This is a genomic window from Pseudomonas sp. R2-60-08W (assembly GCF_003852335.1).
Lineage (GTDB): Bacteria > Pseudomonadota > Gammaproteobacteria > Pseudomonadales > Pseudomonadaceae > Aquipseudomonas.
Map to the genome: position 1 here is coordinate 3,599,198 of NZ_CP027731.1, position 12,649 is coordinate 3,611,846.

The 12,649-nt window shown below is 64.0% G+C and carries 12 protein-coding genes; 8 read left to right on the forward strand and 4 right to left on the reverse strand.

What is annotated here, in order from left to right:
- Position 1: 1 nt before the first annotated feature.
- The 4 genes from C4J90_RS16300 to C4J90_RS16315 all read left to right on the forward strand — a co-directional run bounded on the left by C4J90_RS16300 (position 2) and on the right by C4J90_RS16315 (position 3,777).
- Positions 2-508: an RNA polymerase sigma factor gene (locus tag C4J90_RS16300; RefSeq protein ID WP_124363364.1), complete on the forward strand. Its 507-nt coding sequence runs from the start codon at positions 2-4 to the stop codon at positions 506-508.
- Positions 505-1,242, forward strand: coding sequence for an anti-sigma factor (locus tag C4J90_RS16305; protein ID WP_124415024.1), 738 nt, complete (start codon positions 505-507; stop codon positions 1,240-1,242). The genes C4J90_RS16300 and C4J90_RS16305 overlap by 4 nt, the downstream gene beginning before the upstream one ends.
- Before the next feature lie 99 nt (positions 1,243-1,341).
- Entirely contained in the window at positions 1,342-2,436 is a 1,095-nt protein-coding gene (gene zapE / locus C4J90_RS16310; protein WP_124420325.1) for a cell division protein ZapE, read from the forward strand.
- Positions 2,437-2,475: 39 nt separating this feature from the next.
- Positions 2,476-3,777, forward strand: coding sequence for a protein kinase (locus C4J90_RS16315; protein WP_124421227.1), 1,302 nt, complete (start codon positions 2,476-2,478; stop codon positions 3,775-3,777).
- A 123-nt stretch (positions 3,778-3,900) separates the two neighbouring features.
- Here C4J90_RS16315 and C4J90_RS16320 read toward each other — a convergent pair whose 3' ends face one another.
- Both C4J90_RS16320 and C4J90_RS16325 read right to left on the reverse strand, forming a co-directional pair.
- Positions 3,901-4,608 (reverse strand): YebC/PmpR family DNA-binding transcriptional regulator, encoded by a 708-nt coding sequence (locus C4J90_RS16320; protein ID WP_124367488.1) that lies wholly within the window; start codon positions 4,606-4,608, stop codon positions 3,901-3,903.
- 99 nt (positions 4,609-4,707) lie between these two features.
- Entirely contained in the window at positions 4,708-5,565 is an 858-nt protein-coding gene (locus tag C4J90_RS16325) for a LysR substrate-binding domain-containing protein (RefSeq protein ID WP_124420326.1), read from the reverse strand.
- A gap of 111 nt (positions 5,566-5,676) precedes the next feature.
- Between C4J90_RS16325 and C4J90_RS16330 the strand changes: the two genes are divergently transcribed.
- The 3 genes from C4J90_RS16330 to C4J90_RS16340 all read left to right on the forward strand — a co-directional run bounded on the left by C4J90_RS16330 (position 5,677) and on the right by C4J90_RS16340 (position 8,308).
- A complete protein-coding gene (locus C4J90_RS16330) occupies positions 5,677-6,786 on the forward strand; it encodes a 2-aminoethylphosphonate--pyruvate transaminase (RefSeq protein WP_124420327.1) in 1,110 nt (369 codons plus the stop codon).
- Positions 6,787-6,814: 28 nt separating this feature from the next.
- A complete protein-coding gene (gene phnX / locus C4J90_RS16335; protein ID WP_124420328.1) occupies positions 6,815-7,642 on the forward strand; it encodes a phosphonoacetaldehyde hydrolase in 828 nt (275 codons plus the stop codon).
- 111 nt (positions 7,643-7,753) lie between these two features.
- The gene (locus C4J90_RS16340) at positions 7,754-8,308 is read left to right on the forward strand and encodes a cytochrome b (protein ID WP_124415029.1); all 555 of its coding nucleotides are present in this window, start codon (positions 7,754-7,756) and stop codon (positions 8,306-8,308) included.
- A 1-nt stretch (position 8,309) separates the two neighbouring features.
- Here the strand turns inward: C4J90_RS16340 and C4J90_RS16345 are convergent, their stop codons facing one another.
- A complete protein-coding gene (locus C4J90_RS16345; protein WP_124420329.1) occupies positions 8,310-9,200 on the reverse strand; it encodes a 1-aminocyclopropane-1-carboxylate deaminase/D-cysteine desulfhydrase in 891 nt (296 codons plus the stop codon).
- A gap of 67 nt (positions 9,201-9,267) precedes the next feature.
- Positions 9,268-11,307, reverse strand: coding sequence for an NADPH-dependent 2,4-dienoyl-CoA reductase (locus C4J90_RS16350; RefSeq protein ID WP_124420330.1), 2,040 nt, complete (start codon positions 11,305-11,307; stop codon positions 9,268-9,270).
- 211 nt (positions 11,308-11,518) lie between these two features.
- Here C4J90_RS16350 and C4J90_RS16355 point away from each other — a divergent pair, with 211 nt between their 5' ends.
- Positions 11,519-12,649, forward strand: a complete 1,131-nt coding sequence (locus C4J90_RS16355) for a carbon-nitrogen hydrolase family protein (protein WP_124407601.1) — start codon at positions 11,519-11,521, stop codon at positions 12,647-12,649.

A 12,649-nucleotide genomic window follows, 5' to 3' on the forward strand; every position in this document is an offset into this window, starting at 1 on the left:
CATGCATGAACTCGACGAACAGTTACGTGAACTCATCCCCAGGCTGCGGCGCTTTGCCGTGTCCCTGACCCGTAACGCCAGCAGCGCCGACGACCTGGTGCAGGCCACCCTGGAACGGGCGATCATCGCGTGGGCCGACAAACGCATCGAAGGCGACCTGCGTGCGTGGCTGTTTTCGATCCTCTACCGGCAGTTCCTCGACGCCCACCGGCGCAGCCGCCGCTACGCACGCATGCTCGAATTCTTCACCGGCCGCGATGATGCGCAGCCCTCGGTGGAACGTACGGTAATGGCCCAATTCACCCTGCAAGCCTTCGACCAGCTCACTACCGAGCAACGCGCCCTGCTGCTGTGGGTGTCGGTCGAAGGCTTGAGCTACAAGGAAGTCGCCGAAATACTCAACGTGCCCATCGGTACGGTGATGTCGCGCCTGTCCCGCGCCCGCCAGGCCCTGCGTCAACTCAGCGATGGCGAAATTGCCAGCCCTTCCCTGCGGATACTCAAATGATCAGCCTGCCCCCCAGCGAACGCGACTTACACGCCTATGTCGATCACCAATTGCTCGACAGTGATCGCCGGGCACTTGAAACCTGGCTGGCGAGCCACCCCGACGTGGCTGCCCAAGTGCATGCCTGGCAACAGGATGCGCAATTATTGCGCGCCTCTTTAAGCGGTGCCCTGCAACAGCCGGGCAACCCGGCACTGGACCCGGCACTGATTCGCCAGCGCATCAAGCGCCAGTCCCGCCGCCACCTCGCCACGGCGGCGCTGCTGCTGATTGCCGTCAGCCTCGGCGGGATTGGCGGCTGGCACGCCCGCGATGTCGCCCAACCAGCGCTGCTGCCGATGGCCGATGCCATGCAGGCGTATCGCCTGTTTGCCCAGGACGGCATCATGCCCGCCGACTACAGCGCCCAGGACCGCACCACGATGCAAGCCTGGCTCGACCGCTATTTCAACCAGGCCCATCGCTTGCCCGACTTGAGCCAGGCGGGGTTCACCCCGGTCAGCGGGCGCCTGCTCACCACCGACCAAGGCGCGGCAGCCATGGTGTTGTACGAAGACGCGCAAGGACGGCGCATCAGCTTCTACATTCGTCCGCCAGGCCCGAACAACGGCTTTCTGCCCCGTGGCAGTCGCAGCGCCGACGGCTTGCAGGCCGACTACTGGTCGGGCGGCGGGTACAACTATGCGATGGTCAGCCCGGTGGATCAGGCCGCTGCGCCGCAAATCAGGTTCTAGGGGCCCATGTCCGGGGCGGCTATGCACCGCCTTCTCTATTGGTCAAATCGCATCAAGCGCCCTAAAGTAAGCGACCAACGCAATAACGAGTGAGCTGTATTGGCCGTGCTTTCCCTGATCCGCCGCCTGCTGGGCAGCACCCATCGCATTTCGCGCGCCTCGCCTGTTGCGGCGTTTTTCCACGACAAGGCCCGGCAACAGGGCTACACCCTCAGCGCCGGCCAGGTGCAGACAATTGCAGCCATGGCCCGCGAGGCCCAGCACCTGCTCGCCGGCCGACCCACGCGCAGCCTGTACCTGCACGGCCCGGTGGGGCGCGGCAAAAGCTGGCTGCTCGACGGGTTTTTCCAGGCGCTGCCGATCACCGCCAAGCAGCGCGTGCACTTCCACGACTTTTTTGCCGAACTGCACCGGGGCATGTTCCGGCACCGCGAGCAGAACGACGCGCTGGCCGTCACCCTCGACGAACTGCTGGCGGGCTGCCGCGTGCTGTGTTTCGACGAGTTCCATGTGCACGATATCGGCGATGCCATGCTCATCAGCCGCTTGTTCCAGGCCTTGTTCCAGCGTGGTGTGCTGGTATTGGTGACCTCCAACTATGCGCCCGAGGGCCTGCTGCCCAATCCGCTGTACCACCAACGCTTCAAGCCGGTAATCGATCTGATCGCTGCGCGCATGGACGTGCTGGAAGTCAGCGCTCCCGAGGATTTTCGCCGCCTGCCCCAGGCCCATGCCGAGCAGCGCTTCAGCACTGGCCAGTACGTCTGGCCCGGCAGCGTGGCGCAACGTGCGGCGCTTGGCCTGCCTGCCGTCGACAGCCCGGCGCTGCCCTTGGCCGTCGGCAACCGGCAGTTGCTGTGCCGCCGCCGCGAAGCGCGCAGCATCGCCTTCGCCTTCAACGACCTGTGCGAGCAACTCACCGCCGTGATGGATTACCTGCTGCTGTGCCAGGACTACGACCACTGGGTCATCGACGGCCTGCCCCACCTCGCCGACTGCCCGATCGCCGTGCAGCAACGCTTCATCAACCTGATTGACGTGCTCTACGACCGCGACAAACAGCTGATCCTGATCGGCGAACAGCCGCTGGAGCACGCCTTGAGTGGCGAGGCCATCGACCTTGCCCGCACCGCCAGCCGCTTGGGGCAATTGCACGTGAGCAGCGCGCAACCGGCGCCCGACCCGGTATCATGAGCGCCTTTTCACGCCTCTTGCCGAGTGACCGCGCCGTTGATCAATACCCTCGCCCAACTCAAGGCCGGCCAATTGGCCGGTGCGACACGCCTGGACCTGGCCTGCGGGCTGACCGAATTTCCCCGGGAAATCTTCGAACTGGCCGACTCGCTGGAAATCCTCAACCTCACGGGCAACGCCTTGAGCAGCCTGCCCGACGACCTGCACCGCCTCAAGCACTTGCGCGTGCTGTTCTGCTCGGACAACGCCTTCACCGAACTGCCGGCGTGCCTGGGCCAGTGCGCCGCGCTGAGCATGATCGGCTTCAAGGCCAACCAGATCCGCCACGTGCCCGCCGCCGCCCTGCCGCCGCAGTTGCGCTGGCTGATCCTCACCGACAACTGCATCGGCCAACTGCCCGACGAACTCGGCCAGCGCCCGCTGCTGCAAAAGCTGATGCTGGCCGGCAACCAACTGACGCACTTGCCGCCCAGCCTGGCCCAATGCGAAAACCTCGAGCTGATCCGCATCGCGTCGAACCGCCTGACGCACCTGCCGCACTGGCTGCTGACGCTGGCCAGCCTGACGTGGCTGGCCTATGCCGGCAATCCGGTGGAAATGGCCGTGAACGTGGCCGGCGACGACGAGACAGCGGATATTCCCTGGGCCGAACTGGAACTGGGTGACGTACTCGGCGAAGGCGCCTCGGGGATTATTCGCAAGGCCTTGTGGAAGCCCCGCGCGTTACCCGTCGCGGTCAAACTGTATAAAGGCACGATCACCAGCGACGGTTCGCCGCTGCACGAAATGCAAGCGTGCATAGCCGCCGGGCTGCACCCCAACCTGATCAGGGTGCAAGGGCGCATCGTCGACCACCCCGGCGATCAGGCCGCGTTGGTGATGGACCTGATCGACCCGAGCTACCGCAACCTCGCGGCGTTGCCGAGCCTGGCGTCCTGCACCCGGGATATCTACGAACCGAGCCTGCGCCTGAGCCTCGACGTGGCGCTGCGCATGGCCCGCGGCATCGCCTCGGTGGCGGCGCACCTGCACCGGCACGGCATTACCCATGGCGATCTGTACGGCCACAATATTTTGTGGAACAGCGCGGGCGAGTGTTTATTAGGGGATTTCGGCGCGGCGTCGTTTCATGCCACGGCGGACACCCTGGAAACCAGGGTGTTGCAACGCATTGAAGTGCGCGCGTTCGGGGTGTTGCTGGGGGAGTTGCTGGAGCGGGTTGATACGACGGTCCCCGGCGAACTGGAAGACCTGCGCAAACGCTGCTGCCAGCCCGATGTGCTGGCGCGCCCGAGCTTCGAAGTTATCGAAGCCGTGTTGCAATCTTTCCAACACCACTAACCAATGTGGGAGGGGCGGTGCGACGATTCGACTTGCCCCCGATAGCAGTGGGTCAGACACAGATAGTGTGGCTGATACACCGCGATCGGGAGCAAGCCCCCCTCCCATATTTTTTACCGCGCTTTAACCCGCCAGGCCGACGAACATATCCTGCACATCATCGTGGTTGTCCAGGCCTTCCAGGAAGGCTTCGACTTCCGCCATCTGCTCCTCGCTCAACCCGGTCACCGGGTTCTTCGAGATGTAGCCCAACTTGGCCGACAGCACGGTGAAACCCTGCTCCGGCAAGGCTTTCTGCACCGCATCCAGGTCGGTGGTTTCGGTGATGAACAGGCTGGTGCCGGCTTCTTCGCCATCTTCGAAATCCTGGGCGCCTGCTTCGATGGCGGCCATTTCCGGGTCAGCGTCCGGGGTGTCCGGCGATGCTTCGATCAGGCCGACGTGGTTGAAGTCCCAGGCCACCGAGCCGGAAGCGCCCAGTTGCCCCTTGCGGAACGCCACGCGGATTTCCGCCACGGTGCGGTTGATGTTGTCGGTGACGCACTCGACGATCAGCGGCACCTGGTGCGGGGCGAAACCTTCGTAGGTCACGCGGTGGTACTGCACGGTTTCACCGAGCAGACCGGCGCCCTTCTTGATTGCGCGGTCCAGGGTTTCCTTGGGCATCGAGGCCTTCTTGGCCTGCTCCACCACCAGCCGCAGGTGGGCGTTGGTCGAGGTGTCCGCACCGTTGCGGGCGGCGATGGTGATTTCTTTCACCAGCTTGCCGAAAATCTTGCCCTTGGCATTGGCTGCCGCTTCTTTATGTTTGACTTTCCACTGTGCGCCCATGACTCACTCTCTACTATCCATGGCGCCGAAACGTCTACTGGCCGGCGCTTTGGGGGCAGAGTTTATAGCGCAGCCACGCATCGTTCCACCAAAAAACCCTCAAGGCGCCAACTCGAAAAACGCCTGGATCAAGCGCAGCGACCGGCGCCGCTCCAGGCAGCCGAGACTGTGCCGGTTCAGCAGGCCATCGCCGAGGATCGGCACGGCGTGTACGCGCGGGTCCTGGCTGACCTCCATCGACGACACCACCCCCACGCCCAACTCGGCGGCAACCGCTTCGGTCACCGCTTCCCGGCTGTCGAGTTCCAGCAGCACCCTGGGCCGCACCTGGGCGGCCAGGCACGCGTCATCAAAGGTACGCCGGGTGATGGAACTGGGCTCGCGCAGCACCATGATCACCTCGTTCAACTGCGCCAGTTCAATGCCCTCGGCCTGCGCCGCCCACGGATGCGCGGCCGGCACCAGCGTGCAGATACGCGACTCGCCCAAGGGGTGCAGGTGCAGGCCATTGCGCGGTTCCACTTCGGTCAGCACCGCCACGTCTGCATGCTCCGACAACAAGGCCGCGAGGGTTTCCTGGGCATTGCCCAGGCGCAGGTTCACCGTGATCCCCGGATAGCAGGCCCGCAAGCGGGCGATCATCGGCATCACCAGATGCGGGCCGTCCGCCGCCACTTCCAGGCGCCCGGTGAGCAATTGGCGATTGGCTTCAAGCATGGCCTGCGCCTCGTCGACCAGACCGAAGATCGCGCGGGTGATCGCCGCCAGGCGCGCGCCCTCTTCGGTCAACTCCACTCGCCGCGCGGTGCGACGCAGCAAGGGAATCTGGTAGTGCTCTTCCAGGGCCTTGATATGCCCAGTCACCGCCGGCTGGCTGATGAACAGCCGGGCCGCCGCCCGGGTAAAACTGCCCTCGCGGGCCACGGCATCGAATGCGCGCAGTTGAAACAGGTTCATGGCTATCGGCCTCACTGATAGCTCGCATAACAACAAACAATTTGATTGATGACAAGCCAAACTGCAATTTAGGCGCCGTAGAGTCGACCCGTTGTTTTACGAGGAGCCAAGATGCGCACTGCCGCGCCGATCCTGCTGACCCCAGGCCCCCTGACCACGTCACACCGCACCCGTCAGGCGATGATGGTGGACTGGGGTTCATGGGATGAGCGTTTCAACCAACTCACCGCCAGCGTTTGCGAGCAATTGCTGGCGATCATCCAGGGTGCCGAGCGTCATCATTGCGTGCCGTTGCAAGGCAGTGGCACCTTCGCCGTTGAAGCCGCCATCGGCACCCTGGTGCCGCGCACTGGCAAGGTGCTGGTGCTGGTCAATGGCGCCTACGGCAAGCGTCTGGCGAAGATCTGTGAAGTGCTTGGCCATGCATTCAGCACCTTTGAAACCCTGGAGGACGCACCCACCACCGCCGCCGATGTGGACCGCCTGCTGCACGCCGACGCCGCCATCACCCATGTCGCGCTGATCCACTGCGAAACCAGCACCGGCATCCTCAACCCGCTGGCGCAGATCGCCGAGGTGGTCAAACGCCACGGCAAGCGCCTGATCATCGACGCCATGAGCTCCTTCGGTGCATTGCCGATCGATGCGCGCGAAGTGCCGTTCGACGCGCTCATTGCCGCCTCCGGCAAATGCCTGGAAGGCGTGCCGGGCATGGGGTTTGTCTTCGTCGAAAAAACCGCGCTGGCCGCCGCTCGAGGCAACTGTCACTCCCTGGCGATGGACCTGTTCGACCAGCATCACTACATGGCCCAAACCGGCCAATGGCGCTTCACCCCGCCCACCCACGTGGTCGCTGCCCTGCACGAAGCGCTGCTGCAATACCACGAAGAAGGCGGCCTGAGCGCCCGCTACCAACGCTACGCCACTAACTGCCAGACACTGCTGGACGGCATGGCCCAACTGCACCTGCGCAGCTTCCTGCCAGCGGCGATCCAGGCACCGATCATCGTCACCTTCCACGCGCCGAAGGACCCGCGCTACCAGTTCACGGAATTCTACGAACGGGTCAAGGCCAAGGGTTTCCTCCTGTATCCGGGCAAATTGACCCAGGTCGAGACCTTCCGCGTGGGCTGCATCGGCCAGGTCGATGCGACAGGCATGCAGGCCGCCGTCAACGCCATTGCCCAAGTGCTGCAAGACATGGACGTGCAGGACATCTGATTTCCCCTTTACCGACAGGATCTGCACCATGAACTATCAAAATCCCACCACCCTCAAGGCCGTCATCCTCGACTGGGCCGGCACCGTGGTCGACTTCGGCTCGTTTGCGCCCACGCAGATTTTCGTCGAAGCCTTCGCCGAGTTCGGCGTACAGGTTTCCATCGAAGAAGCCCGTGGCCCGATGGGCATGGGCAAGTGGGACCACATCCGCACGCTGTGCAACCAGCCGCAGGTTGCCGAGCGCTACCGCCAGGCGTTCGGTCGCACGCCCACCGACGACGACGTAACGGCCATTTACCAGCGTTTCATGCCGCTGCAGATCGAGAAAATCGCCGAACACTCGGCGCTGATTCCCGGCGCCCTCGATACCCTCGCCGGGCTGCGCGCGCAGGGCATCCGGATCGGTTCCTGCTCCGGCTACCCCAGGCAAGTGATGGACAAAGTGGTCGCCCTGGCCGCCAGCAACGGCTATGTCGCCGACCACGTGGTCGCCACCGACGAAGTCCCCAACGGCCGCCCGTGGCCCGCCCAGGCCCTGGCCAATGTGATCGCGCTGGGTATTGACGATGTGGCGGCGTGCGTGAAGGTCGACGACACCGTGCCGGGCATACTGGAAGGCCGCCGCGCAGGCATGTGGACCGTGGCGCTGACCTGCTCCGGCAACGCCCTGGGCCTGACCTACGAGCAATTCCGGGGCTTGGACAGTGCCACATTGGCCAGCGAGCGCCAGCGTATCGAAGCGCTGTTCGAAGGCTCACGCCCGCACTACAGCGTGGACACCATTACCGAGCTGCCCCAGGTGATCGCCGATATCAACGCGCGCCTGGCGCGTGGTGAAATGCCACAAAGCGACTGACCGAGGTCAAGGCAACCGCATTCGCAACGGGCGAAGCGCTTGAAACAGGCATACAGTTACCCTACTCCGTCAAAGAACGGAGGCATGCCCTGACAAGTGAGGAACCCAGTAATGCCGTGGAAAAATTCCGATACACGCTACAGCACCATGTCGATTGCGTTGCACTGGTTGATGGTGGTGCTGCTGGCGGTGGTTTACGCCTGCATTGAACTGCGCGGGCAGTTCCCCAAAGGCAGCGGCGCACGCACGCTGATTGTGGAAATGCACTTCATGCTTGGCCTCACTGTGTTCGTGCTGGTGTGGTTGCGCCTGTTTGCGCGCAGCCTGGGCGTTGCACCGAAAATACTGCCGCAGCCGCCGCAATGGCAGAGCCTGCTGGCCACCCTGACGCACGCTGCGCTGTACGCCCTGATGATCGGCATGCCGATTGCCGGTTGGCTGATCGTCAGTGCCGAGGGCCATTCGGTGATGTTCTATGGGATGGAATTGCCGCCGCTGATTGGCGAGAACAAGGCATTGGCCAAGCAGATCGAAGGCTGGCATGTGTGGTTCGGCAAGGCCGGCTATTGGCTGATCGGGCTGCATGCGCTGGCGGGGATCTTTCATCATTATGTGCTGCGCGATAACACGGCACTGCGCATGATGCCGGGCCGAAGCAGTCGCTGAGCTAGGCGTTGAAGCCTCGGCGGCCTTGCAAGCCGCCGGTGTGAACGAAGATCAACCGAGTGCCGGCCGCAAAACGTCCGGCGTCGATCTGCTGCTTCAGCGCCAGCAGCGCCTTGCCGGTGTAGAGCGGCTCCAGGGGTATGCCACACGCCTGTTGCGTGCTGTCGATGAATTCGAGCAGTAGCGGGTCGACGCGGGCAAAGCCGCCACGGCTGGCGTCAAGCAAGTGGTAGCCGTGCTGCACGATGGCATTGACGTTCTGCGCCACGCCGTGATCATCCGGCACCGCCATCGCTCCGTACACCGCATGCGCGCCCGCCTCGGCCAACGCCAGGCCGGCCAGGGTGGTGCCAGTGCCGGCCGCCAGCCACCAGGCGTCGTAGTCGGCCCAGCCCAGGTTCGCCAATTGCGCCCGCGCCTGTTCGAGCAATACCGCGCAACCCAACGCTCCGGTCAATCCGCCACCGCCTTCGGGCACCGGGTACAAATGCGGATACTGCTCATGCCAAGGCAGCCAGAACCCCGGCGCATGCCGCTCGCGATAACCGCCATAGCCCAGCCAATGCAGGTGCATGCCGAAGGCTTTCAGGTCGATCACTGTGGGGGTGTCTTGGGGATGGCCGCGCAGCAGGCCGACAGTGGCGAAGCCAAAGCGCTTGCCCGCCGCCGCCAGTGCATGCAGATGGTTGGAGTACGCCCCGCCGAGGCTGATGATGCCGCTGACGCCGGCCTGTTGCGCCTGGGCCAGGTGGCCGCTGAGCTTGAACCATTTGTTGCCGCTGATCAGCGGGTCGATACGGTCCAGGCGCAGTACAGCCAACTCGACGCCCTGCAGCCAGTCCAGTTGCACGGGTTCAAGAGGAGCATGGGGGAGCCAGTCGAAAGGACCCATGAGGGCGCATCTGCCTGAAAAAGAGCGGCAGTCTACCACCGCTCCTGTTCTTCACAGCTACTGTGCTTCAAAGCTCGGCGGCGAGACGCGAGCCCTGGTTGATGGCGCGCTTGGCGTCCAGTTCGGCCGCCACATCGGCACCGCCAATCAGGTGCACGTGCTGCCCGGCGGCGACCAGGCCGTCGTGCAGTTCGCGCAGCGGGTCCTGGCCGGCGCAGATGACGATGTTGTCCACCACCAGCACCTGGGGCTCGCCCTCGGCGCCGATGCGGATGTGCAGGCCTTCATCATCGATCTTCAGGTATTCGACGCTGTTGAGCATCTGCACCTGTTTGTTTTTCAAGCCGGTGCGGTGGATCCATCCGGTGGTCTTGCCCAGGCCGTCGCCGACCTTGGACGCCTTGCGTTGCAGCAGGAATACCTCACGCGCCGGTGCATGCCGCTCGGGCTTGATCCCGGCCACGCCGCCACGGGCCTCAAGCAGGGTGTCGATGCCCCACTCTTTCCAGAACGCTTCACGGTCCAGGCTGGTAGACACGCCCTGATGCACCAGGAATTCCGACACGTCGAACCCGATGCCGCCAGCGCCGATCACCGCCACACGCTTGCCCACCGGCTTGCGCTCGAGGATCACATCCAGGTAACTCAGCACCTTGGCGTGCTCCACACCGGGGATCGCCGGGGTACGCGGCGCGATACCGGTGGCCAGGATCACCTCGTCATAACCGCCCGCCACCAGTTGCGCCACGTCGACACGGGTGTCGAGGCACAGCTCGACATGGGTGGTCTGCAATTTGCGCTTGAAGTAACGCAGGGTTTCGAAGAACTCTTCCTTGCCCGGCACACGCTTGGCGATGTTGAACTGGCCGCCGATCTCGCTGGCGGAATCGAACAGCGTCACCTGGTGGCCGCGCTCGGCGGCCACCGTTGCCGCCGCCAGGCCGGCGGGGCCGGCGCCGACTACCGCGATTTTCTTGATCTGCTTGACCGGCAGGTAATTAAGCTCGGTTTCATAGCACGCCCGCGGGTTGACCAGGCAAGTGGTCAGCTTGCCGCCGAAGGTGTGGTCCAGGCACGCCTGGTTGCAGCCGATGCAGGTGTTGATCTCGTCGGCGCGCCCGGCCGCGGCCTTGTTGACGAACTCCGGGTCGGCGAGGAACGGCCGCGCCATGGAGACCATGTCGGCGTCGCCTTCGGCGAGGATCTGCTCGGCGACTTCGGGGGTGTTGATGCGGTTGGTGGTGATCAACGGGATCTGTACTGCCCCGCGCAATTTGGCAGTGACCTTGCTGAACGCCCCGCGCGGCACCTTGGTGGCGATGGTCGGAATGCGCGCTTCATGCCAGCCGATGCCGGTGTTGATCAGGGTCGCGCCGGCCTGCTCGATGGCCTTGGCCAGTTGCACGACTTCGTCCCAGACGCTGCCGCCCTCGACCAGGTCGAGCATCGACAGGCGGAAGATAATGATGAAATTCGGGCCTACCGCTTCACGCACCCGGCGCACGATTTCCACGGCCAGGCGCATGCGGTTTTCAAAGCTGCCGCCCCAACGGTCGGTGCGGTGGTTCGTGTGGGCGGCGAGGAACTGGTTAATGAAGTAGCCTTCAGAACCCATGATTTCCACGCCGTCGTACTCGGCGACCTGGGCCAGCCGCGAGCAGGTGACGAAATCCCGGATCTGCTTCTCGATGCCCTCCTCGTCCAGCTCCTTGGGCTTGAACGGGTTGATCGGCGCCTGGATCGCGCTCGGCGCCACTTGCTTAGGGCTGTAGGCATAACGCCCGGCATGCAGAATCTGCATGCAGATCTTGCCACCGGCGTCGTGCACGGCTCGGGTGACGATCTTGTGTTTTTGCGCCTCTTCGTCGGTGGTCAGCTTGGCCGCACCGGCATACACGCCGCCTTCATCGTTCGGGCCGATGCCGCCAGTCACCATCAGGCCGACGCCGCCACGGGCGCGCTCGGCGAAGTAAGCCGCCATGCGCTCGAAACCGCCGGACTTTTCTTCCAGGCCAGTGTGCATGGAGCCCATCAGAGTGCGGTTGCGCAGGGTGGTAAAACCCAGGTCCAACGGGGCCAGCAAATGCGGGTAGGCAGCAGCGGTCATGGTACAGCTCCACAACGGATCATCACGGGACGTGGAGAGCTCGAATGGCACTCCATCGGTTTATGTCCCACAGACTAAGAGGCGATCACCTACCGCTCAATGACTGAAACTGACAAGTTATTGATCCAAATGCACAGCACCCCTTGGCAAGCCAGGCCATGGGCCCTACCCTAGTCGCGAACCCTGCCCCCGGTGTGTTGTCTGTTGCCCCATGCGTAAATTACTCGTGTTCACCGTCTCCATGGCCCTGGTTGCCGCCCTTGCCGCGTATCTGGTCTGGACCCAGGAGCGCCCCGTGGGGCATTACCTGTCAGACCTGCGCATCACCCTCGCCGTCAACGAAGGCCAGCCGGCCGAGCGTGGCAACCTGCTGGGCATCCAGCCGGAGCTGTTCCCTGCCGACTACCAGAGCCTGGAACGCTTGCACTTGAAGCTCTCGGCCTATCTGCAAAAGGCCCGTGAGCTGGGCTTGATCAACGACAAGACCATCGTGGTGCTGCCCGAGCACATCGGCACCTGGCTGATGCTGGGCGGCGAGAAAAACGAGCTGTACCAGGCGCCTCATCTCAGGGACGCGATGAACTGGTTGTCAGTCAGCAACCCGGTGCAGTTCATGCGCGCCTGGATCAGCGCCACCGGCGAGAACCGCATGGACGATGCGTATTTGCGCATGAAAGCGCCGGGCATGGCGCGCGATTACCAAGTGCTGTTTGGCGGCCTGGCCAAGGAGTTCGGCGTGACCCTGGTGGCCGGCTCCATCGCCCTGCCCAACCCGAGTGTCAGCCTGGGGCAACTGCAGGTCGGCCACGGCGCGCTGTACAACGTCAGTCTGGTGTTTGCCGCCGACGGTTTGCCCCTGGGCCAGCCGCAACGTCAGCTGTATCCAATCTACGACGAACGCGGCTTTATCGAGCCGGGCGATGAAAACATCGTCAGCGTGGTCGACACCCCGGCCGGGCGTCTGGGCATCCTGATCGGCAGCGACAGCTGGTACCCGGATAACTACCGCAAGCTCAACGATCAAGGCGCCCAATTGATTGCAGTGCCGGCCTACGTGACCGGGCGCGACACCTGGGACCGCCCGTGGCGCGGCTTCAAGAGCGTGTCGACGCCGTCGGAAGTCAGCCTCAAGCCCGAAGAAACCAGCGAAGGCGAAGCCTGGCGCCGCCTGACGTTGATCAGCCAGCCACCGATCAGCCAAGCCACGGCGGGCATGAGCGTGTTTTTGCGTGGGCAGTTCTGGGACCTGGGCAGCGCCGGGCAAAGCTTCCTCAGCCGCAACGGGCAACTGTTCGCCGATGGCGATGCCCGTGGCGCGCGCCTGCTGAATATCTGGCTGTAA